The 21,106-nt window shown below is 71.6% G+C and carries 19 protein-coding genes, 1 tRNA gene, 3 pseudogenes and 1 riboswitch; of the genes and pseudogenes, 11 read left to right on the top strand and 12 right to left on the bottom strand.

The window, feature by feature from the left end:
* The first annotated feature begins 706 nt into the window (after positions 1-706).
* On the top strand, positions 707-1,330 hold the full coding sequence (locus tag ACFV3E_RS00415; RefSeq protein ID WP_500322178.1) for a TetR family transcriptional regulator: 624 nt from the start codon (positions 707-709) through the stop codon (positions 1,328-1,330).
* 14 nt (positions 1,331-1,344) lie between these two features.
* Here ACFV3E_RS00415 and ACFV3E_RS00410 read toward each other — a convergent pair whose 3' ends face one another.
* Positions 1,345-1,578, bottom strand: a complete 234-nt coding sequence (locus ACFV3E_RS00410) for a ferredoxin (RefSeq protein WP_500532715.1) — start codon at positions 1,576-1,578, stop codon at positions 1,345-1,347.
* 4 nt (positions 1,579-1,582) lie between these two features.
* Positions 1,583-3,046, bottom strand: a complete 1,464-nt coding sequence (locus tag ACFV3E_RS00405; RefSeq protein ID WP_500532714.1) for an aldehyde dehydrogenase — start codon at positions 3,044-3,046, stop codon at positions 1,583-1,585.
* Positions 3,047-3,161: 115 nt separating this feature from the next.
* Between ACFV3E_RS00405 and ACFV3E_RS00400 the strand changes: the two genes are divergently transcribed.
* The 6 genes from ACFV3E_RS00400 to ACFV3E_RS00375 all read left to right on the top strand — a co-directional run bounded on the left by ACFV3E_RS00400 (position 3,162) and on the right by ACFV3E_RS00375 (position 10,632).
* Positions 3,162-4,166, top strand: a complete 1,005-nt coding sequence (locus ACFV3E_RS00400) for a Strvi_7410 family MBL fold metallo-hydrolase (protein WP_500532713.1) — start codon at positions 3,162-3,164, stop codon at positions 4,164-4,166.
* Between the two features lie 100 nt (positions 4,167-4,266).
* Positions 4,267-4,344: riboswitch (cobalamin riboswitch) on the top strand.
* Positions 4,345-4,453: 109 nt separating this feature from the next.
* Entirely contained in the window at positions 4,454-5,590 is a 1,137-nt protein-coding gene (locus ACFV3E_RS00395; protein ID WP_500532712.1) for an SCO2321 family membrane protein, read from the top strand.
* Entirely contained in the window at positions 5,587-6,210 is a 624-nt protein-coding gene (locus ACFV3E_RS00390) for an SCO2322 family protein (protein ID WP_500532711.1), read from the top strand. Before ACFV3E_RS00395 ends, ACFV3E_RS00390 begins: the two co-directional genes overlap by 4 nt.
* 830 nt (positions 6,211-7,040) lie before the next feature.
* Positions 7,041-8,150, top strand: coding sequence for a CbiQ family ECF transporter T component (locus ACFV3E_RS00385; RefSeq protein WP_500532981.1), 1,110 nt, complete (start codon positions 7,041-7,043; stop codon positions 8,148-8,150).
* Entirely contained in the window at positions 8,147-9,760 is a 1,614-nt protein-coding gene (locus ACFV3E_RS00380) for an ABC transporter ATP-binding protein (RefSeq protein ID WP_500532710.1), read from the top strand. Before ACFV3E_RS00385 ends, ACFV3E_RS00380 begins: the two co-directional genes overlap by 4 nt.
* A complete protein-coding gene (locus ACFV3E_RS00375) occupies positions 9,712-10,632 on the top strand; it encodes an ECF transporter S component (protein ID WP_500532980.1) in 921 nt (306 codons plus the stop codon). The genes ACFV3E_RS00380 and ACFV3E_RS00375 overlap by 49 nt, the downstream gene beginning before the upstream one ends.
* A gap of 256 nt (positions 10,633-10,888) precedes the next feature.
* Here ACFV3E_RS00375 and ACFV3E_RS00370 read toward each other — a convergent pair whose 3' ends face one another.
* On the bottom strand, positions 10,889-12,058 hold the full coding sequence (locus ACFV3E_RS00370; protein ID WP_500369885.1) for a steroid 3-ketoacyl-CoA thiolase: 1,170 nt from the start codon (positions 12,056-12,058) through the stop codon (positions 10,889-10,891).
* 328 nt (positions 12,059-12,386) lie between these two features.
* Between ACFV3E_RS00370 and ACFV3E_RS00365 the strand changes: the two genes are divergently transcribed.
* Positions 12,387-13,640, top strand: coding sequence for a cytochrome P450 (locus ACFV3E_RS00365; RefSeq protein ID WP_500532709.1), 1,254 nt, complete (start codon positions 12,387-12,389; stop codon positions 13,638-13,640).
* Between the two features lie 64 nt (positions 13,641-13,704).
* A tRNA-Val gene (locus ACFV3E_RS00360) sits at positions 13,705-13,779 on the top strand.
* A 92-nt stretch (positions 13,780-13,871) separates the two neighbouring features.
* Here ACFV3E_RS00360 and ACFV3E_RS00355 read toward each other — a convergent pair.
* Positions 13,872-14,021, bottom strand: coding sequence for an integrase (locus ACFV3E_RS00355; protein WP_500532708.1), 150 nt, complete (start codon positions 14,019-14,021; stop codon positions 13,872-13,874).
* 15 nt (positions 14,022-14,036) lie between these two features.
* Positions 14,037-14,087: pseudogene (locus ACFV3E_RS00350) on the bottom strand (hypothetical protein); the annotation flags it as partial.
* A gap of 59 nt (positions 14,088-14,146) precedes the next feature.
* Between ACFV3E_RS00350 and ACFV3E_RS00345 the strand changes: the two are divergent.
* Positions 14,147-14,242, top strand: a pseudogene (locus ACFV3E_RS00345) (NUDIX hydrolase); the annotation flags it as partial.
* Between the two features lie 390 nt (positions 14,243-14,632).
* The gene (locus ACFV3E_RS00340; RefSeq protein ID WP_500532707.1) at positions 14,633-15,253 is read left to right on the top strand and encodes an L-threonylcarbamoyladenylate synthase; all 621 of its coding nucleotides are present in this window, start codon (positions 14,633-14,635) and stop codon (positions 15,251-15,253) included.
* 524 nt (positions 15,254-15,777) lie between these two features.
* On the opposite strand, the gene ACFV3E_RS00335 is transcribed toward ACFV3E_RS00340, so the two are convergent.
* The 7 genes and pseudogenes from ACFV3E_RS00335 to ACFV3E_RS00305 all read right to left on the bottom strand — a co-directional run bounded on the left by ACFV3E_RS00335 (position 15,778) and on the right by ACFV3E_RS00305 (position 21,086).
* Entirely contained in the window at positions 15,778-16,002 is a 225-nt protein-coding gene (locus ACFV3E_RS00335; RefSeq protein WP_500532706.1) for a hypothetical protein, read from the bottom strand.
* 736 nt (positions 16,003-16,738) lie between these two features.
* Positions 16,739-17,170, bottom strand: a complete 432-nt coding sequence (locus tag ACFV3E_RS00330; RefSeq protein WP_500532705.1) for a hypothetical protein — start codon at positions 17,168-17,170, stop codon at positions 16,739-16,741.
* Between the two features lie 589 nt (positions 17,171-17,759).
* Complete coding sequence (locus ACFV3E_RS00325) at positions 17,760-18,191, bottom strand: DUF4240 domain-containing protein (protein ID WP_500532704.1); 432 nt, start codon at positions 18,189-18,191, stop codon at positions 17,760-17,762.
* Positions 18,192-18,488: 297 nt separating this feature from the next.
* The gene (locus ACFV3E_RS00320) at positions 18,489-18,623 is read right to left on the bottom strand and encodes an integrase (RefSeq protein WP_386993566.1); all 135 of its coding nucleotides are present in this window, start codon (positions 18,621-18,623) and stop codon (positions 18,489-18,491) included.
* Positions 18,624-18,720: 97 nt separating this feature from the next.
* Positions 18,721-19,974: a hypothetical protein gene (locus ACFV3E_RS00315; RefSeq protein WP_500532703.1), complete on the bottom strand. Its 1,254-nt coding sequence runs from the start codon at positions 19,972-19,974 to the stop codon at positions 18,721-18,723.
* 322 nt (positions 19,975-20,296) lie between these two features.
* A pseudogene (locus ACFV3E_RS00310) lies at positions 20,297-20,470 on the bottom strand (site-specific integrase); the annotation flags it as partial.
* A gap of 37 nt (positions 20,471-20,507) precedes the next feature.
* Positions 20,508-21,086 (bottom strand): TetR/AcrR family transcriptional regulator, encoded by a 579-nt coding sequence (locus ACFV3E_RS00305; protein WP_500532702.1) that lies wholly within the window; start codon positions 21,084-21,086, stop codon positions 20,508-20,510.
* Between the last annotated feature and the right edge of the window lie 20 nt (positions 21,087-21,106).

Here is a 21,106-nt window from a genome sequence, read left to right as displayed (position 1 = left end):
TGCGGCCGCGCCCGGTGTTTGCGTGCGGGTGCGTCGCTCCTGCGGCGGGCGGTTTCCCCGCCGCCCGCCCTCCCCCAGCCTTCGGCCGGGGGACCCCCATCCGGCGCGGTCACGGTTGCGGGTCGGCCGCTCGCCGGAGGCTGGGGGCACCCCCAGCGGGAGTTGGGGGAGGGCTGGCGCAACCCCACAACGGCGCCGCACGTGCCCGGTGCGCACGGTGTCGTCGGCGTGTGCACGCCGGTGGTGGGGGTGTGCCAACCCTCCCCCAGCCTTCGGCCGGGGGACCCCCATGCCTTGCGGAACGACTTCCCACAACCCCCACCTCGTCCGGCCGTCAGTCGCCCCAACTCGTGGGAGGGGGTGTGGCGGGGTGCGCCCATGGGGGTCCCCCCGGCCGAAGGCTGGGGGAGACGAGCGGCGAACCCGGCGCCCAATGATGTGGACGTAAACCGCGAGCGCTGTGGGGGTCCCCCCGGCCGAAGGCTGGGGGAGACGTGCGCCGGCGCGGCCCCGACGCCAGACGAACAGTGCGCAGGCCCGCACTGACCGCGCCGGGCAATCGGAAGGGAGGGCGGGGGAGAAACCCCAACCGCAACCACGACGGCGCCGCACACGAGGCAGGCACGCACACACGCACCCCCACGGAAAGGCACCGCAGTACGCTGGGGGCCGGTTCCGCACGGCGCACAGATTCGGATTGGGACAGATGACCGCAGCTCCTCAGCCGACGCCGTCCCCCGTGCCGCTGACCGAGCGTCAGGAAGCCCGCCGCCGCCGCATCCTGCGCACCAGCGCCGAGCTCGCCGTGCGGGGCGGATTCGACGCCGTCCAGATGCGCGAGGTCGCCGAGCAGTCGAACGTCGCGCTGGGCACCCTCTACCGCTACTTCCCGTCCAAGATCCATCTGCTCGTCGCCACGATGCGGGACCAGCTGGAGCACCTCCACGAGGCGCTGCGCAAGCGCCCGCCCTCGGCCGCCGAGCCCGCGGACCGCGTGGCGGAGACGCTGATGCGCGCGTTCCGCGCGATGCAGCGCGAGCCGCACCTCGCGGACGCCATGGTGCGGGCGCTGACCTTCGCCGACCGTTCCGTCAGCCCGGAGGTGGACGCCGTGTCGCGGCTGACGACCGCGATCGTCCTGGACGCGATGCGGCTGGACGGGCCGCCCGGGCCCGAGCTGCTGTCCGCGGTCCGCGTCATCGAGCACACCTGGCACTCGGCCCTGGTGACCTGGCTGTCGGGGCGCGCCTCGATCGCCCAGGTGAAGATCGACATCGAGACGGTGTGCCGGCTGATCGACCTCACCGATCCGCGCCGCGCGAAGCCCTGACCCCTCCGGCCCGTTCACTCCTCGGGCGGGAAGACCGCCTCGCCGGAGTCGGCCAGCGTGATGCTGATCGCCTCCACCGGGCAGCCCTCCGCCGCGGCGAGCAGCGCCTCGGCGGCGTCGGTGTCCGTGGCCGCCGGATGGGACTGACGGGCGGCGTCGAGGGTGAAGCCGCCCGGTGCGGAGTTCACGCACATGCCCGAGCCGATGCACACCCCCCGGTCGACCTCGAGGTGCCACCGGTCCCCCACGGGGTCAGCCCTCCCAGCCGGCGGGCAGGTGGATCATCTTGTGCTCCAGGTACTCGCCCAGCCCCTCGGGGCCGAACTCGCGCCCGAGCCCGGAGTTCTTGTAGCCGCCGAAGGGTCCGAGCATGTCGAGGCTGAAGGTGTTGACGTTGAAGGTGCCGGTGCGCACCCGGCGGGCGACGTCGATGCCGTGCTCGACGTCACCGGTCCACACGCTGCCGGACAGGCCGTAGTCGGAGTCGTTGGCGATGCGGACGGCCTCGGCCTCGTCCTCGTACGGCAGCAGGCAGATGACCGGGCCGAAGATCTCCTCGCGGGCGATCCGCATGGAGTTGGTGACGTCGCCGAAGAGGGTGGGCTCGACGTACCAGCCGGTGGGCTGCGCCTGGGGGCGGCCGCCGCCGGTGAGGACCTTGGCGCCCTCCTGCTGGCCGAGGGCGATGTAGTCCAGGGAGCGCTGCTGCTGGCGGCGGGCGACCAGCGGGCCGACCTGGGTGGCGGGGTCGAGGGGGTCGCCGACGACGAGGGCGGAGGCGGCGGCCGCCAGGCGCTCGGCGGTCTCGTCGTAGCGGGAGCGGGGCGCGAGGATGCGGGTCTGGGCGACGCAGGCCTGGCCGTTGTTCATCCAGGCGGCCGAGACGATGCCGGGGACGGCGGTGTCCAGGTCGGCATCGGGCAGGACCAGCGCGGCGGACTTGCCGCCGAGTTCCAGCGTCACGCGGGTGAGGTTGCGGGAGGCGACCTCCATGACACGCTTGCCGGCGGCGACCGAGCCGGTGAAGGAGACCTTGTCGACGCCGGGGTGGCCGACCAGGTACTCGCTGACCTCGCGGTCGGCGGGCAGGATCGACAGCACACCCTCGGGCAGCCCCGCCTCCGCGGCGATCTCGCCGAGCAGGTACGCGTCGAGCGGTGACTCCGGCGACGGCTTGAGGACCACCGCGCACCCGGCGAGCAGCGCGGGGGCGAGCTTGGCGGCGGCGGTGAACTGCGGGACGTTCCAGGGGACGACGGCGGCGACGACGCCGGCCGGCTCGCGGCGCACCAGGAGCGGCCCGAGCACGCCGGCCCGTCGTTCCTCCCAGGTGAAGCCGCGTGCGACGGTGATCGCGGCGTCCCACACCATCATCGCGCCGAGCGCCTGCGCGAGCACGCTCCAGGAGTAGGGCGAGCCGTTCTGGGAGCTGATGACGCGGGCGATCTCGTCGTGGCGCACGGCGATCGCGTCCTTGATGCGCGTGACGACCGCGATGCGCTCGTCGAGGGTCGTACGCGGCCACAGGCCCTCGTCGAAGGCCCTGCGGGCGGCGGCGACGGCCCGGTCGACGTCCTCGCGGGAGGCGTGCGGCACCCGCGCGAAGACCTGCTCGGTGTGGGGCGAGACGACCTCGATGGTGCCGGTGCCGAGCGGGTCCACCAACTCCCCGCCGATGAAGAGCTGTCCGTGTTCGACGATCCCGTTCCCGTCCATGCCTGTCCCGTCCCGCCTTTGGCTGATGCCTCGTCAGAAAGTGACTCTGCTTCAGAACTGATACCAGTTCTAGTTATGGTGGGCAATGCATGCGACGGAGCGGAGAGGGGCCCTCATGGAGCACGGCGACGGCATCTGGAGCATCCCGGTCCCGATCCCCGACAACCCCCTGGGCCACACGCTCGTCTACGTCGTCGACACCGACCGCGGCCCCGTCCTGGTCGACACCGGCTGGGACGACCCCGCCTCCTACGACGCCCTCGCCCACGGCCTCACCGCGCTCGGCACCTGTGTCGCCGACGTCCACGGCGTCCTGGTCACGCACCACCACCCCGACCACCACGGCCTGTCCGGCCAGGTCCGCGAGGCCTCCGGCGCCTGGATCGCCATGCACCCCGCCGACACCGCCGTCGTCCGCCGCGCCCGCGGCGCCGCACCGGGCCTGTGGCTGGACTACCTCGCCGCCAAACTCGCCGCCGCCGGCGCCCCCGAGGAGCACCTCGCCCCGCTGCGGGCGGTGCGCGCCGAGCGCCGCGCCGCGAACGTACCGGGCCTGCGGCCCGCCCTCCCCGACCGCGACATCGTCCCCGGTGAGCGGGTCCCGCTGGCCGGCCGCGCCATCCGCGCGGTGTGGACCCCCGGCCACACCCCCGGTCACGTCTGCCTCTTCGAGGAGGACGGCCGCCGCCTCTTCTCCGGCGACCACCTGCTGCCCGGGATCTCCCCGCACATCGGCCTGTACGAGGACCCCGACGAGACGACCGCCGGCGACCCCCTGGGCGACTACCTCGACTCCCTGGAACGCGTCGCCCGGCTCCACCCCGCGCAGGTGCTGCCCGCCCACAAGCACCCCTTCACCGACGCCCGCGCCCGCGTGCGCGAGCTGCTGGACCACCACGCCGACCGCCTCGCCTCGCTCCGCACCCTGATCGCCGAGGCCCCGCGCACCCCGTGGCAGCTGGCCGAGGCCATGCAGTGGAACCGCCCCTGGGAGCAGATCCCCTTCCCCTCCCGGAACATCGCCGTCGCCGAGGCCGAGGCGCACCTGCGTCGCCTGGTCAAGCTCGGGCACGCCGAACCCGTGCCCGGGTCGGATCCGGTCGCGTACACCGCGGTGTGAGCCAGCCGGTGTGAGCCAGACCGCACACGGCCGGGCACGGCGCGGCGCGCGGTCCCGGCTAAGGTGTGGTCGACACACCAAGTCCAATCACGTCCGAGCGGGGGAAGCCGGTGCGAATCCGGCGCTGACCCGCAACCGTGAGCCGTCCCCGTCCGGGGAGGGCCCAGCCGGAGCACCCGCACGGACGGGAGCGGCTCTTCCGTCGAGGTACACGGAGCCGGAGCCCGGTGCCGTGACCGCGCGCCCGCATCCGTCTGCGCGACCGCTCACCCGAAAGGCACCACCCGATGCACCTGCGCCGCACCGCCGCGGCCGCCCTGGCCGCCTTCAGCACGCTCCTCATAGCCGCGTCGCCGTCACCGTCGCCCGCGGCCGCGCCCGCAGCGCTGTACGGGGAGGCCGACCCGACGTACGACGGCGTGTGGCGTCAGTCGTACGCGCTGCTGGCGCTCCACGCGGCCGACACGGAACCGGCCGGGGACGCGGTGGAGTGGCTCGCCAAGCAGCAGTGCGCGGACGGCGGCTTCGCCTCGTACCGTCCCGACCCGACGGCGCCCTGCGACCCGAAGACCGAGGACACCAACGCCACCGCCATCGCGGTCCAGGCGCTCGCCGTCCACGGCCAGGACTTCGCCGTCAAGCGCGCCGCCGAGTGGCTCGCCAAGGTGCAGAACCGCGACGGCGGCTGGTCGTACAACCCCGGCGGCGCCTCCGACGCCGACTCCACCGGCGTCGTCATCGGCGGCCTCAAGGCCGCCGGCACCGACGTCAAGTCCGTGACCACCGACGGGCGGTCGCCCTACGACGCGCTGCGCTCCCTCCAGGTGGCCTGCGGCAAGAAGGACGGCGGCGCGTTCGCCTACCAGCCCGACCCCAAGTCCGGTGCCCTCGCGGCCAACGCCAAGGCCACCGCCGACGCCGTGCGCGGCGCCGAGGGCGCGGGCTTCGTCGTCGAGGCCCCCGACCGCGACGTCCCCGTGCGCGACGGGTGCGGCGGCAGCGCCTCCGACGCGGGCGCCGCCTGGCTCGCCGGCGGTCTCACCGCCGGCGGCAGCCACTTCGAAGCGGTCACCCCGGGCTCCGACCAGAAGACCCCCGACTTCGGCACCACCGCCGACGCCGTCGTCGCCCTCGCCGCCGGCGGCCACCTCGACGCCGCCAAGGGCGCGTACAACTGGCTCGCCGCCAACTCCGCCGCGTGGTCCAAGGACAACCCCACCGCCCTCGCGCAGCTCGCCCTGGCCGCGTACGCCACCGGCAACCCCCTGCGCGACCACATCACGCAGCTCAGCGCCCTCGGTCCGGTCGCGGAACAGAAGCCCGACTCCTCCGGCGGCAGTTCGGTGTGGTGGATCGTCGGCGCCTGCCTGGTCGCGGGCATCGGCATCGGGGTGCTGCTCGCCGGCCGGAAGCACCGGCTGTGAGGCGGCCGCCCCTCACGGCGGCGGCACTCCTCCTGGCCCTGGTGGCCGTCCTCGTCGCGACGCCCGCGCACGCGGCCACCTACCGGTACTGGTCCTTCTGGCAGCGTGACGCGGCCACCGACGCCTGGGCGTACGCCCAGACCGGTCCCGCCCTCAGCCGCCCCGACGACGGTGCCGTCGAGGGCTGGCGCTTCGGCGTCAGCCCCGACGCCGACTCGGCCGCCCGCCCCCGCGGCGCCGCCCGGTTCGCTGACGTCTGCGACGGCACCCCGGCCCGCCCCGGCACCAAGCGCGTCGCCCTGCTGCTCGACTTCGGCACCGCCGCCGACGCCCCGGCCGCCCGCACCGCCTGCGCCCGCGTCCCCGCCGACGCCACTTCCGCCGACGCCCTGGCCGCCGTCGCGCCCCCGCTCCGCTACAACTCCGCGGGCCTCGTCTGCGCCATCGCCGGCTACCCCGCCACGGGCTGCGGCGAGCAGGTCACCGACGACGCCGCGGCCCCCGCACCCGCCCCCTCCTCCGGTCCCGCGCTCGGCACGTACGGCGCCGCCGCCGTCGTCCTCGTCGTCGCCGCGGCCGCCACCTGGCAGGTCCGGCGGCGCCGGAGCGACCGCCCGTGACCACCGCTGCGCCCCTGCCGTGGACCAACGGCGCGCCGCTCTCCGGCCCGCGTGCCATGCGGGCCCTCGCCCTTCTTGTGCGGCTGCACCCGCGCAACCGCGACGACCTGACCGGCCCGGCCGCCCGGCCCCGGCGGACGGACCTCCCCTCTGCCGGCACCCCCGCCGAACCACGCACGGGCGACGCAACCGCCGCGCAGGCCGAGGTATCGGGCACCCTCGCCCGACTGCGTCCGCGCACCCGGGAGGACTTGGCAGGCCCGCCGGCGCCGGAGCGACCACCCGTGACCGCCCCTGCGCCCTCCCCGCGGCCCGGCGCCGCCACCCTCCCCTCGCGCGCCGCCAGGGCCGCGACGCAGGGCGCGCACACCGCCGCCACCGCGGCCACCGCCGGTGGGGGCCGACGCCACCACGCCGGCACCGGCGGACGCGCGGACGGGCCGACCGGCACACCGGCCACGGCATCGCGGACCCTCGCACTGCTCGCCCGGCTGCGCCTGCGCCGGCACGGCGACTCGCCCACCCCGACCGCCCGCCCTGCCGGCACGGCGGCACGGACCCAACGGGACAACGCCCCCTTGGGCAGCGCCAACGGCCCCCTCCAGTCGGCTGCCCCGGCCATCCGCCCCGGCGGCGCGCCGGCGCGCATCCTGCGGGACATCACCCCCGGGGCCGGCGCCGGCGAACCGCCCACGGGCAACGCAACCGCCCTGCCTGGCGCGGCACCACGCCCCCGGCCGGTCCTCACACCGCCCCCCGGGGACGACCACCACGCCCTCCCCCGCAGCGCGGAAGGCGGCGGCTCCGCCCGGTTGCGCGCGCTGCTGCGGCTGCCTGACCGCACCAAGGACGCGGGCACCGAGGAAGGGCGGGCGGGCCGGAGGCGCGGGCCGCACGCGGGGGCGTGGTGGCTGTGGGCCCTGGGGCTCGCCACGGCCGCGTCGCGGACGACGAACCCGGCACTGCTCGCGCTGCTCGCCGCCGTCGCCGGGTACGTCGTGGCCGTGTGCCGGGTGCCGGACGCACCCTGGTCGCGGTCGTACGCCGCGTTCCTCCGGCTGGGTCTGGTGGTCATCGCCATCCGGCTCGCCTTCGCCGTCGTCCTGGGGTCCCCGATCCCCGGCACGCACACCGTGGTGTCCCTCCCCGAAGTGCCGCTGCCCGACTGGGCGCGGGGCGTCCGTCTCGGCGGGCGGGTCACCGCCGAGGGGCTGTGGTTCGCCTTCCGCGAGGGCATGAAGCTGGCCGCGCTCCTGGCGTGCCTCGGCGCCGCCAACGCCCTGGCCAACCCCGCGCGGCTGCTGAAGTCGCTGCCCGGCGCCCTGTACGAGGCGGGCGTCGCCGTGGTCGTCGCGATGACGTTCGCGCCGCACCTGGTCGCCGACGTCCGGCGGCTGCGGACGGCCCGAAGGCTGCGGGGCCGCGCGGACAAGGGCGTACGGGCGCTGCTCCAGGTCGGCCTGCCCGTGCTCGAGGGCGCGCTGGAGCGTTCCGTCGCCCTCGCGGCCGCCATGGACGCCCGCGGTTACGGCCGCACGGCCGAGGTGCCGCCCGCCGTGCGCCGGGCGACCGTCGCGCTGACCCTCGGCGGGCTGCTCGGGCTGTGCGCCGGCACCTACGCGCTGCTGGCCGCCGCGGGCGCCGCGTACGGCCTGCCCCTGCTGCTGGCCGGTCTGGCCTCCGCCGTCGCGGGGCTGCGGCTCGGCGGGCGCCGTTCCGTCCGCACCCGCTACCGCCCCGACCGCTGGGACGCGACCGCGTGGCTGATCACCGCCTCGGGCGTGGCCGTCGCCGCGCTGACGATCTGGGCCGCCGGGGCCTCCCCCGCCGACCTGGATCCGCCCGTGGTGCCGCTGACCGCGCCGTCGCTGCCGCTGTGGCCCGCGGCCGCCGCCCTGCTGGGGCTGCTGCCCGCGCATCTGAAGGGAGCCCGCCCGTGATCCGCTTCGAGCAGGTCTCCGTCACGTACGACGGCGCCGCGGCGCCCGCCGTGGCCGGTGTCGAGCTGACCGTCCCCGAGGGCGAACTCTGCCTGGTCGTCGGGCCCTCCGGCACCGGCAAGTCCACCCTCCTCGGCGCCGTCTCCGGCCTCGTGCCGCACTTCACCGGCGGCGTCCTCACCGGCCGGGTCACCGTCGCCGGGCACGACACGCGCCGCAACAAACCGCGCGAACTCGCCCATCTGGTGGGCACCGTGGGCCAGGACCCGCTCGCGCACTTCGTCACCGACACCGTCGAGGACGAACTCGCCTACGGCATGGAGTCGATCGGCCTCGCCCCCGACGTGATGCGCCGCCGTGTCGAGGAGACCCTCGACCTGCTCGGCCTCGCCGACCTGCGCGACCGCCCGATCAGCACCCTCTCCGGCGGGCAGCAGCAGCGCGTCGCCATCGGCTCCGTCCTGACCGTCCACCCGCGCGTGCTGGTGCTGGACGAGCCGACGTCCGCGCTCGACCCCGCCGCGGCCGAGGAGGTGCTCGCCGTGCTGCAGCGGCTCGTCCACGACCTGGGGACGACCGTGCTGATGGCCGAGCACCGCCTGGAGCGGGTCGTGCAGTACGCAGACCAGGTCGTCCTGCTCCCGGGCGGCGGCGCCGCCCCGGTCTCCGGGCCGCCCGCCGAGGTCATGGCGGTCTCGCCGGTGCGTCCGCCGGTCGTCGCGCTCGGCCGTATCGCGGGCTGGTCCCCGCTGCCGCTGTCGGTGCGCGACGCCCGCCGCGCCGCCGCCCCGCTGCGCGAACGTCTCGCCGGCCGCACCCCGCCCGCGCCGCCCGCGCCCGCCGCGGGGGAACCCGTCGCGGCCGTGGCGGGACTCACCGTGCGCCGCGGACGGCTGGAGGCGCTGCGCGCGGTCGACCTGACCGTACGGCCCGGCGAGACCGTGGCCCTCATGGGCCGCAACGGCGCGGGCAAGTCCACCCTGCTGTCCACCCTCGCGGGGATGCGGCCCCCCACCTCGGGGAGCGTGACCGTCGGCGGGCTGGAGCCGTCGCGCACCAGGCCCGCGGAGTTGATCCGCCGCGTGGGCCTGGTCCCGCAGGACCCCCGGGACCTGCTGTACGCCGACACCGTCGCCGCCGAGTGCGCCGCCGCCGACACCGACGCCCGCGCCACCCCCGGCACCTGCCGTACCCTCGTCGCCGAACTGCTGCCCGGGGTCGCCGACGCCACCCACCCGCGCGACCTGTCCGAAGGCCAGCGCCTCGCGCTCGCCCTCGCCGTCGTGCTGACCGCCCGGCCCCCGCTGATCCTGCTCGACGAGCCGACCCGCGGCCTGGACTACGCCGCCAAGGCCCGTCTCGCCGCGCACCTGCGCGCGCTCGCGGCGGACGGCCACGCCGTCGTCCTCGCCACCCACGACGTCGAACTCGCCGCCGAACTCGCCCACCGCGTCGTCGTCCTCGCCGACGGCGACCTCGTCGCGGACGGCCCCACCCCCGACGTCGTCGTCTCCTCCCCCGCCTTCGCCCCGCAGGTGGCCAAGGTGCTCAGCCCGCTGCCCTGGCTGACGGTCGGCCAGGTCGAGGCGGCCCTGGCGGGCACGGCGTGACCGCGCGTCCGCCGCGCGCGGTCCGGCTGGGCCGCCGGGCCGTCGTCGCGCTGACGCTCGTCTCCGTGATCGGCGTCGCCGCCTTCGGCTGGCCGCTGCTCGCCGACCCGGGCTCGGGGCTCGCCCACAGCGAGGACGCGCCCTGGCTGTTCGCGCTGCTCCTGCCGCTGCTGCTCGCCGTCGCCATGGCGACGATCGCGGACGACGAGGAGGGCCTGAGCGCCAAGTCCGTCGCCATGCTGGGGGTGCTGGCCGCCGCGGGAGCGGCCCTGCGTCCGCTCGGCGGCGGCACGGCGGGCATCGAGCCCATGTTCTTCCTGGTCGTGCTGTCCGGCCGGGTGCTCGGCCCCGGCTTCGGCTTCGCGCTGGGGGCGTTGACGATGTTCGCGTCGGCCCTGCTCACGGGTGGGGTCGGGCCGTGGATGCCGTTCCAGATGCTCTCGATGGGCTGGGTGGCGCTCGGCGCGGGCCTGCTCCCGGGCGCCGCCAGGCTGCGCGGCCGGGGCGAGCTCGTCCTCCTCGCCGGCTACGGGGCGGTGTCCTCGATCGCCTATGGAACGATCATGAACCTGCAGGGCTGGCCGTACCTCGGCGGCATGTCCTCCGGGGTCTCCTTCGTGCCGGGCGGCCCGCTCCCCGACAACCTCGCCCGCTTCGTCGCGTACTGCCTGGCCACCTCGCTCGGCTGGGACGTCCCGCGCGCCGTGCTGACCGCCGTCCTGGTCCTCACCCTGGGCCCGTTCGTGCTGCGCGCCCTGCGCCGGGCCACCCGGCGCGCCGCGTTCGGCGCGCCGGTGGCCTTCGTGGACGTGCACGGTGGCGGGGACGGGAGCGCGGACGGCGCGCCGCGCGTGCCACCTCAGGCGCGCTGACGGGCGGGCGCCGCGAACCGGCGCGCGACGCCGGGCGTCGGGCTCCGAGCGCAGGAACGCGCCGAAGTGGCCGGTGTCGCCGATCGGCACGCCGCGGTCGCCGCTCGCGGTGTACAGCCGCACCGGCACGGCCGGCCGCCAGTCGCAGGTGCCGGCGGCCTGGTCCATGGCCCGGCGCAGCGCCCCGGTGGGGTGCCCGCGTCCCGGAATGCGGCCGGCCCCCGGGCGTACTCGGGGCCGGCCCCACCCCGCCGGCTCAGATCCGCTGGATGATCGTGCCCGTGGCGAGCGCCCCGCCCGCGCACATCACGATCAGTGCGAACTCCTTGTCCGCGCGTTCCAGTTCGTGCAGTGCGGTGGCGATCAGACGGGCCCCGGTGGCCCCCACGGGGTGGCCGAGTGCGATCCCGCCACCGTTGACGTTGACCTTCTCCAGGTCCTGGTCGAAGACCTGGGCCCAGGACAGCACCACCGAGGCGAAGGCCTCGTTGATCTCGACGAGGTCGATGTCGTCCAGCGTCATGCCGGCCTTGCCGAGTACCGCGCGCGTCGCGTCGATCGGTCCGTCCAGGTGGTAGTGCGTGTCCGTACCGACCAGCGCCTGCGCCACGATCCGGGCCCGCGGCCGCAGCTTCAGCGCCCGCGCCATCCGCTTGGACGCCCACATCACGGCCGCCGCGCCGTCGGAGATCTGCGAGGAGTTCCCCGCGGTGTGCACGGCCGTCGGCATGATCGCCTTCAGCCCGGCCAGTGCCTCCATGCTGGTGTCGCGCAGCCCCTCGTCGCGGTCGACCAGCCGCCACATGCCCTGGCCGGCGAGTTGCTCCTCCTCCGTCGTGGGCACCTGCACGGCGAAGGTCTCCCGCTTGAAGCGCTCCTCGGCCCAGGCCCGCCCGGCCCGCTCCTGCGAGATCAGCCCGAGCCGGTCGACGTGCTCCCGGGTCAGCCCGCGGCGCCGGGCGATGCGCTCGGCCGCCTCGAACTGGTTGGGCAGGTCCACGTTCCACTCGTCCGGGAAGGGCTTGCCGGGGCCGTGCTTGGAACCGCTGCCGAGCGGCACCCGCGACATGGCCTCGACGCCGCAGCCGATGCCGATGTCGATCACCCCGGCCGCGATCATGTTGGCGACCATGTGGTTGGCCTGCTGCGAGGAACCGCACTGGCAGTCCACGGTCGTCGCGGCCGTCTCGTACGGCAGCCCGCAGGCCAGCCAGGCGGTGCGCGCCGGGTTCATCGACTGCTCTCCGGCGTGGGTGACCGTACCGCCGACGATCTGCTCCACGGCGTCGGGCTGGATGCCGGTGCGGCCGAGCAGTTCGCGGTACGTCTCACCGAGCAGGTAGGCGGGGTGCAGATTGGCGAGCGCGCCGCCGCGCTTGCCGATGGGGGTGCGTACAGCTTCGACGATGACGGGTTCAGCGGCCATGTACCTCGTCCTCTCCTCGGCCGCGGGGCGTCCCGGCGCCCACGGCAGAACTAGTACGCGTTCTAGTTCCGCCCAGCAGTCTGATTACCGGCGGTACGCGGGCGCAAGGGGTGTGCACCAAGCCGGCCGATCCGCACCGTCACGGGCCTTGCGACTTGCAGGGGCCGGAGCTACCGTCCACAGGCACATCTGATGGAGCGTCAGCAAGCGGTGCGCGGGGACGCCCGCGGGCCGCCGCCCAGGGAAGCCCGGAGACCACCACGGAGACATCCGGACCAACCGGATCACGACCCGGACCACGCCGGACCACCCGGACCAGGAGCCGCCGATGTCCGCCACGCCGCCGCCCTCCTCCTGCCCCGCCCTCCCCGACGGCTTCGACTTCACCGACCCGGACGTCAACCAGGAGCGCATACCCCTCCCGGAGTTCGCCGCCCTCCGGCACACCGCGCCCGTGTCCTGGATCCCCCAGCCCCACGGCATCGCGGGCTTCGGGGACGACGGCTACTGGGCCGTCACCCGCCACGCCGACGTCAAGACGGTCTCCACCACCCCCGAGACCTTCTCCTCCCGCACCAACACCGCGATCATCCGCTTCAACGAGCACATGCAACGGGACCGGATCGACGCCCAGCAGCTGATCATCCTCAACATGGACCCGCCCGAGCACACCCGCCTGCGGCAGATCGTCCAGCGCGGCTTCACCCCCCGGGCCATCCGCGCCCTCGAGGACGCCCTGCGCCGGCGCGCCGAACGCATCGTCGCCGGCGCCGCCGCCCACGGCAGCGGCGACTTCGTCACCGACGTCGCCTGCGAACTGCCCCTCCAGGCCATCGCCGAACTCATCGGCGTCCCCCAGGAGGACCGCGGCAAGATCTTCGAGTGGTCCAACAACATGATCGGCTACGACGACCCCGAGCTCGCCATCACCGAGGAGATCGGCACCGAGTCCTCCATCGAGCTCATCTCCTACGCGATGAACATGGCCGACGAACGCAAGGCCTGCCCCGCCCACGACATCGTCACCAAGCTCGTCGCCGCCGAGGACGAGGGCAACCTCACCACCGACGAGTTCGGCTTCTTCGTCCTCGTCCTGGCCGTCGCCGGCAACGAGACCACGCGCAACGCCATCACCCACGGCATGCACGCCTTCCTCACCCACCCCGACCAGTGGGACCTCTTCCGCGCCGAACGCCCCCGCACCGCCGCCGACGAGATCGTCCGCTGGGCCACCCCGGTCACCTCCTTCCAGCGCACCGCCACCCACGACACGGAGCTGGGCGGCGCCAAGATCCGCGAAGGCGACCGCGTCGGCATCTTCTACGCCTCCGCCAACCACGACCCCGAGGTCTTCACCGCCCCCGACACCTTCGACGTCACCCGCGACCCCAACCCCCACCTCGGCTTCGGCGGCGGCGGCCCCCACTTCTGCCTCGGCGCCAGCCTCGCCCGCCTCGAAATCGACCTCATCTTCAACGCCATCGCCGACACCCTCCCCGCCATCCGCCTCGCCGGCGCCCCCCGCCGCCTCCGCTCCCCCTGGCTCAACGGCGTGAAGGAACTCCGTGTGACCTACACCTGACCCCGAGCGTGCGTTTGCTGGTCACGGGGTATGGCAGGGTAGGGTGTGCTTTCGCGTGTCCAGCGGGCGTGTAGCTCAGCGGTAGAGCGCTGCCCTTACAAGGCAGATGTCGGCGGTTCGAAACCGTCCACGCCCACCAGCCCCAGCGCATGGCAAAGGCCCAGGTCATCCGGTATGAGTCCGGAAGCCTGGGCCTTGATCTTTTGCCAGGTGCAAGAGCCGCCGTGCCACTCACGGGCCAGAAAGTCCACCGGAATCCACACCGGAGTCCGCCCCCTTGACCCGCCGGATCTGGTCGTCCACGTGCCCCGCGATCTCGTGGTCGCGGCCGTTGACGAGGTGCTGATAGATCAGCGCGGCCCGCACCGACGAGTGCCCCATGCGGTGCATCAGCTCCCGCGTGGAGGCCCCGCCCGCCGCGGCGAGGGTGTTGCCGGAGTGCCGCAGATCGTGGAAGTGGACGTCCCCGAGGCCGGCCGTGCCGATGGCCCGCAGCCAGATCCGCCGTGGCCGGAACCGTAGTACGCAAGGACGGCCGGCTCCTGGCGATCCGCCGTGCCGACAACGGCACGTGGGAGTTCGACGGCGGCGCCATCGTGCTGATCGACGACCTCACCATCATGCGGAACGGGACGGAATTCGGGGCGCTGCATACCCACCCGCGGCACGCGATCAACCTGGCCTGTGTCGCCAAGCATCGCGACCGGTGGCGCCAGTGACGCGATGCGATATAGCAGCGAAATACCGCAACCACAGCAACCGCCGTCGGCGATAGACAAAGACACCCGTGTCCTGTCCCAGCGAAGATGCACCGGTCTCACCAAAGATTGACGACTGAGCTGTTCGTCTCATCGAAGTTTCACCTGACACAGCTGCTGGCTGCGGCTTCCAGGAGCGTGGGTGACAGGTCTTGTCCGTGTCCGAAGCGGTAGTTGCGACGACGGGGCGCGGCCCCGCGAGTGCGGCACCCGGGTACGGCATAAGCTCGGCAGATGGCGAAGTACTTCGACGTGCACCCCGAGAACCCCCAGCCGCGCAGCATCGCCCAGGTCGTCGACGCGGTGCGGTCGGGAGGACTCATCGCATACCCCACCGACTCCTGTTACGCGCTGGGCTGCCGGCTGGGCAGCAGGGACGGCTTGGACCGAATCCGTTCGATCCGCCACCTCGACGACCGGCACCACTTCACGCTGATGTGCCGGGACTTCGCGCAGCTGGGCCAGTTCGTGCAGGTGGACAATGACGTGTTCCGGGCCGTGAAGGCGTCCACGCCCGGCAGCTACACCTTCATCCTCCCGGCCACCCGTGAGGTGCCGCGCAAGCTGCTGCACCCGAAGAAGAGGACCGTGGGTGTGCGCATCCCGGACCATGTGGTCACCCAGGCGCTGCTGGCCGAAATGGGCGAGCCGCTGCTGTCCAGCACACTGCTGCTGCCTGACGAGGAGGAGCCGATGACTCAGGGCTGGGAGATCAAGGATCGGCTCGATCACGTGGTGGATGCCGTGGTCGACTCCGGGGACTGCGGCACCGAGCCGACGACGGTAGTCGACTTCTCCGGCGGCGTGGCAGAGATCGTACGGCGGGGCGCGGGAGACACCTCGCGGTTCGAGTGAGGCCGCGAGGCCGGTCACGAAGGTATGGATCTTGCCTGCAGCATGAGCGTGCATGGCGCGCCGATGGCACCAGCCTCCCGCGGCTGATTCCTCGGGAGGCTTCTCGGCATGACCGCCGTACAGGGGACAGCCGTCGACATCACGACCGAGGACGGCACCCCCGACGCGTAGCAGTCACTGCAGGTCCGCCGGGCCTCATCACCGATTGCCCGCGCAGGTGTAGCCACCGTCGCCCCGCCCCTCGCAGCCTCAACAGCCGCGAACGCAGCGCACCGGTCAAGCTTCAGTGAGAACGGTCAAACTTCACTGAGACGGGACAGCCCGTGCACGGCCGCTGTACAGCTGGTAGGGCGGGCGAAGGTACGCTCTACCGTCGTACGTAGCCTGAACGTCGCTCTTCGGACGCCGAAATCTCATGGCTCTCGTCTCGATCGACGGGGCCAGGCCAGTCTGGCGCATATGAGAACCCCGAGGCGCACGCGTTCGCCTCGGGGTTCTCAGGTGGTTCTGCGATTATTAAAGTCTTATGGCATGTAACTTCGAATCACGTAGAACACGGACGCGATTACACCTTGAGTGGTCACTGCCGCGATAAACGTGCTGCCAGCCGCCACGATCGTATCCCAACCCGTGTGGCCCGTTAGTAGGGCAATACATCCTGCGGCAAGTGCCGCAGCAAGAGCCACCACGAGGATGATGATGACAATCAGCAAAGCGGTTTTTCTACGTTCGCTGCCGGTAGAGGGCATAGCGTCTACTCCTTAGTGTGATATTAAATTCCATTACATTCCCCATCTCTTGGGTTGATTACTGAACTCTTTCCGGCGGTTTGACCCGCCGGTTAAACCGGGATTTTCATAGCTCACCTCCTTTTTTGGTAGACGCCCAGTTAGCGCGAGGGGGGATCTCTCATGACATTCCTCCTATACTAAATTAAATCGAGGGAGAATCGCACCACGAGCGGCATGGTGTAGTTGGGGAGGCATGGTCCGTAACGGCTGGCCGCCTCCTGATATTGGCCAGCCTGATGATCATGGGCCTCTCATGGCGTGCCTCCGGATGATCAAAAATTTCGCGATCACAGAACCACCTGTGCGTGAGGGCTTCGAAGATAGCTCTCCGCCTCTCGTCTGAACATACGCCCAGTCGGGCGCAGAGGTTCCCGCATTCACTCGTTCGTGTCTCTGAGGCCGTCTGCGTACTCGGTAGAGGCGGTACGTAACCTGATAACAATAATTGACAGCGCATATATGACGATTGATCTCTTGTAAAGGCGAGCTGACATGTACTCAGACGATTACAACAGGCACATGCATCGCATTTAGCTTGACCGCACCGTGGCCCGATTTCCGGCTTGCATGTCGCGCACGTACCTGTCACGCAGGACTACCTGTGGCGCTTGAGAGTTTGCAGGTCACAGGCCTCCCGACTTACTGGTTTCCGCCGAGGGGTGGCGGTCAGGCAAGATGGGGCGTTTCTTATCGCCTAGGCTCCGGCGCCAAGCGGAAGAGGGTCGTGGTGATGCCAGATGAGGTAACGATCCTCCCTGCGTAGCTCCGCCGAGCCCCACTCGATCCTCATGACGCCCCGCTCCATGGAACACGCGTAGGCCACGAGGGCCAGGCGCACGTCCTCGGGCAAAAGGTTGAGATCGGGGTGTACCTCAGACTCGTCGAGCTCATCCAGGCCCAGGTCAAGGGCTTGCTGCATGGGCTCCGGTCCGTGACGCCGGATCAGATCAGCCCGGAAGCCGGTGGCTCGCCGTAGACGCGCGGCTGTGACGGGGACGTCCTTCTTCGCATAGCGGATCGGATAGAACACTCGATCATTCACGACCATCAGCGTTCGCCCCTGCATCCGTACGGGGTTCGCACCGGCAACTGTGGCCAGGCCGGCGGCGAGCTCCTCGTACTGCACTGCGTACAACCCATGCCCGTAAGCCTCTAGGGTCTGAGTGTGAACCCCTTCGTGCCCGCTACGTGCCCTAGCGTGCGCTCGTTCCTAGCTGGCGGGGATGGCCTCGGCTAGAAGCTCAGCAGCATCACCGAAGGCCTGCTGTGCCCACCCTGTCATTGCCTCCACGACACACCACCCATCCCCTTGTAACCCAGCCCCAGCGGCGTCCACCCAAACGGTGTGGCGAGGGTAGTGAGGGCAGCAAGTGCGCATCCGGCGCACAACGGGGCGCACATACTGAGCAGGGGCCCCCTGCCGCGACGGTCACTCAGACCTCCTTACGGACGTCCACTGCCTGCTGCACGGTGAAGGCCTAAAGCGCCCGCGCGGCTGACGCGGCTGACATCACCAGGTGACATCAACGCCAGCGCATGTGCAGAGCTGAGTAACCGGAGACCAGCGAGAGACCTGCCCTGCAGGCGCCTTCTGCCAGTACCCAAGAAGCCTGGACCGAACTTACAAGGCGGGTGTCGGCGGCTGGAGTCCACCGGCACCGCCAGGTCGCCGCGTAGGTACGTGCGCGGCAGAGCGGAGGTGTTCAGGGGCCGGCTCAGCCCGCGGCGTTGGAGTAGGACTCATAGGAGTAGCGCGTCCGGCGTCCCCACTCCTCGCCGGTGATGTACTCATACGCCTGATCTGGAACGTACAGAAAGCTTTCGGCCCATACGTACCCGGTCGCGAACGGTTCGAACTCTGCCGGATCCCGAAGAACGCGGTCGTACGTTTCTCGGCCGGCAGCAACGACAGCGGCTCGGGTGTACAGAAAGGCGTCGCCCGACAGGCTCTGCCCGTACTCCCTGCGATCCAGCCGGTACAGCGCCCACGACAACTGCTCGGCGAACTGTTTGACCGTACCCAAAGGACCCGCGACCAGCCGTGACGTCAGAGCGGCCACGAGTTGCTCCGCATCCGGGTCAGGCGTCATCGGCTTGCAGTCCTCGATCAACTGCCAGAAGGTATTCTCATCCACGATCCAGAGCATGACGGATTGGTCTGACAGGGCGGCGGCGTGCCACAGCCGTGCCACATCGAGCGGTCAGCCACGGGCAACAGCGGTTCGTCGCGGCCGAGATTGCTGACTGAGCTGGGGTCTCTTCAAGGCTGCCCTGACCTGCATACTCTCGGCTACCCTGACCACCAGGCTTACAAGGCAGATGTCGGCGGTTCGAAACCGTCCACGCCCACCAGCCCCAGCGCATGGCAAAGGCCCAGGTCGTCCGGCATGGCTCCGGAAACCTGGGCCTTGATCTTTTGCCCGGGGTGCGGGCCGCCGTACCACTCACGTACCAGATGGATCGGCGCCGGGCCCCTTCACCCGCCGGATCTGGTCGTCGACGTGCCCCGCGATCTCGTGGTCGCGGCCGTTGACGAGGTGCTGATAGATCAGCGCGGCCCGCACCGACGAGTGCCCCATGCGGTGTATCAGCTCCCGCGTGGAGGAGGCGGACGTGCTTCACGTGATGGTTGAGGCGCGGGTCAGACTCCCGCCTCAGCGCCTTGGCGAGTTGTTGTCAGCCGAAGCAGCCGGGCACGGGGGCAGGGCTGCCGTCGCAGTTGGTGGGATGGTTGAGGCTGATGACTGAGAAGGAGTTGCTGACGTTGCTTCCGACGTCGTTGAATACGCCACCGGGCTTGGTCCCGGCTGAGTTTCCGGTGATGCGGCTGGCCTTGAGGGCGATGGTTCCGCCGGCCAGGTTGTAAATGCCACCGGCCGTGCCCTTCGCGGTGTTGCTGGAGACGGAACTGGTCTCGACGGTCACGTTCCCGCCCCTGTTCAGGATGCCTGCGCCGTTGCCCACGGCTTCGGTTGTCCTGTTGCGAGCGATGGTGGTGGCCTTGATGGTCAACGGCACTGCGAAGTTCCAGATCCCGCCACCACCGGGGTCAGGGGGGTCAGTTGCGGCGGCGGTGGCGGAATTGTCGGTGATGACGCTGGAGTCGATGGTCATGGGGCCGCCATCGTGGTCGATTCCCCCACCGAACTTGGTGCTGTTGTGATCGATGGTGGTGGTGGTGATGCGAGATGAGCCTTCGTCTTGGTCGAGCCCCCCACCCGCGAGGTCCGCGTGGTTGTGGCTCAGTCGCGAAGCGGTGAGGGTGAGGGCGCCGTGGTTGTCGATCGCGCCGCCAAGGACGCCCGCCGTGTTCTTCGACAGCGTGCTGGAGGTCACCGTCGCGGTGCTCCCGGACTGCACCGACAGGGCGCCGCCGATGCCGGTGGCGATGTTGTCGGTGGCGTTGACGCATTTGAGATACAGCTGTGCACCGCCACTGTCGACCAGGATGGCGCCGCCGTCACCCGACGGCTTCCCGCGCTTGAGGTCGAGGGTGTTCAGGAAGAGCTTCCCAGTGGAGCTGACCTCGAAGAACCGCAGCGCATCCGTCTGCGTGAGGGTGGCGCTGCGGCCGTTGATCGTGATGGGTTTGTTGATCACGGGGAGTGCGTTTCCTGCGAAGCCGGGCCCAGCGAAGGTGTAGGTGCACCGGGAGGCCAAGACGATGGAGCCGCCGCTCGGGTTGACGTTGGCCGCGGTGACCGCGTTGATCAGGTCCTGGGAGCGGGTGGGCCCGCAACCCACGAATGTGGTGCCTGCGGCCCTCGACGACCGCGAGTCCTGCGCGTCCGCGGCGGCGGGAGCCACTCCGGCTACGCCGACGACGAGCGCTGCGGCGCACACCGCCGGCAGGTGGCGTCCGCGTCGACGGGCCGGGACCGCTCCAGGTGCGGCGCGCAGGGCAGGGGCGGGTATGACGGGATCACTCATTACTGCTCCTGTGATCGGGTGGCTCAAGGCTTTGGCCATCGCACAACGCGGGCCTTCGAGCCGACACATGTTCGCCGAACGCATTAACCGATAAGAGCCCGCACCTAACGCATGGCCATGCTCAAGTCATGCGAATGCACTACACATTCACCCCGGAGAGGCCAGTGACTTCCTGGACTGGGCCCGCAGCGAAGATGCTTGCTGTCACGTAGGCGAGGCAGATGTCGGCGGTTCGAAACCGTCCACGCCCACCAGTGAGAAGACCCCCAGCCGGTCACGGCTGGGGGTCTTTGACATCCGGATCCGACATCAACGGCCACGCTCACTCACGGCCGGGACGCCTCCGCAGCAGCCGGTCCATGTGGCTCACGGCCCCGCGCTGGGTGTCCTGCACGACGTGCGTCCAGACGTTCATCGTGGCGGCGATCCGGGAGTGCCCGAGGATCTCCATCACCACGCGGGGCGCGGCGCCGGCCGCGGTCAGGAGTGACGGGCAGGACCTGGCCGGCGGCGCACGGCGCGCGGCCCCCGGCTCAGGGTGACTGCGGGGCGCCGTGTCGCAGGCCGTCGAAGAGGAGGGCGGTGATCTGCCGGGCTTCGACCAACCAGCCCTCCGTGGTGCGCATTCCGCAGATGCCGCCCAGGGCGCGCAACAGGGTGGAGCCTGTGACGTCGTCGCGAACGGTGCCCGCCGCGCTGCCGGCTTCGAGCAGCAGGGAGAGGGCGTTGGCCATACGGGTGCGGGCGTCGTCGAAGACCGGTGAGTCCGTCGCCATGATGCTTTCCAGCACACTGGACATCCCCTTGCCCACCGCCGCATGGTCCACGAGCAGCAGCAGGAAGCGCCGCAGCGCCTCCTCCGGGGCGTGTTGGTCCAGCAGGACGCCGGGCGCGGCGCACAGGTCGTCCACCTCTTTGCGGTAGACCTCCTCGATCAGCGCCTCGCGGGTTTCGAAGTGGCGGTAGAGCGTTCCGACGGCGACGCCGGCGCTGCGGGCGATGTCCTCGACGTGCGCGTCGGTGTCGCCGCCGAGGAACGCCTGGCGGGCCGCGGACAGCAGTGCCTCGCGGTTGCGTCGTGCGTCGGCGCGCAGCGGGCGTGATGCCGGCAAGAGAACCTCCATAAGGTGAG

Source organism: Streptomyces sp. NPDC059718, from assembly GCF_042733315.1.
GTDB lineage: Bacteria > Actinomycetota > Actinomycetes > Streptomycetales > Streptomycetaceae > Actinacidiphila.
The sequence above is the reverse complement of the archived record's forward strand: the minus strand, read 5'-3'. Positions and strand labels throughout refer to the sequence as shown.

Bases quoted from the DNA above. Each gene is read 5' to 3' on its own strand.
- ACFV3E_RS00415 (WP_500322178.1), top strand. From the start codon at position 707: ATGACCGCAGCTCCTCAGCCGACGCCGTCCCCCGTGCCGCTGACCGAG.
- ACFV3E_RS00405 (WP_500532714.1), bottom strand. From the start codon at position 3,046: ATGGACGGGAACGGGATCGTCGAACACGGACAGCTCTTCATCGGCGGG.
- ACFV3E_RS00400 (WP_500532713.1), top strand. From the start codon at position 3,162: ATGGAGCACGGCGACGGCATCTGGAGCATCCCGGTCCCGATCCCCGAC.
- ACFV3E_RS00395 (WP_500532712.1), top strand. From the start codon at position 4,454: ATGCACCTGCGCCGCACCGCCGCGGCCGCCCTGGCCGCCTTCAGCACG.
- ACFV3E_RS00370 (WP_500369885.1), bottom strand. From the start codon at position 12,058: ATGGCCGCTGAACCCGTCATCGTCGAAGCTGTACGCACCCCCATCGGC.
- ACFV3E_RS00365 (WP_500532709.1), top strand. From the start codon at position 12,387: ATGTCCGCCACGCCGCCGCCCTCCTCCTGCCCCGCCCTCCCCGACGGC.
- ACFV3E_RS00355 (WP_500532708.1), bottom strand. From the start codon at position 14,021: ATGGGGCACTCGTCGGTGCGGGCCGCGCTGATCTATCAGCACCTCGTC.
- ACFV3E_RS00340 (WP_500532707.1), top strand. From the start codon at position 14,633: ATGGCGAAGTACTTCGACGTGCACCCCGAGAACCCCCAGCCGCGCAGC.
- ACFV3E_RS00335 (WP_500532706.1), bottom strand. From the start codon at position 16,002: ATGCCCTCTACCGGCAGCGAACGTAGAAAAACCGCTTTGCTGATTGTC.
- ACFV3E_RS00325 (WP_500532704.1), bottom strand. From the start codon at position 18,191: ATGCTCTGGATCGTGGATGAGAATACCTTCTGGCAGTTGATCGAGGAC.
- ACFV3E_RS00320 (WP_386993566.1), bottom strand. From the start codon at position 18,623: ATGGGGCACTCGTCGGTGCGGGCCGCGCTGATCTATCAGCACCTCGTC.
- ACFV3E_RS00315 (WP_500532703.1), bottom strand. From the start codon at position 19,974: ATGAGTGATCCCGTCATACCCGCCCCTGCCCTGCGCGCCGCACCTGGA.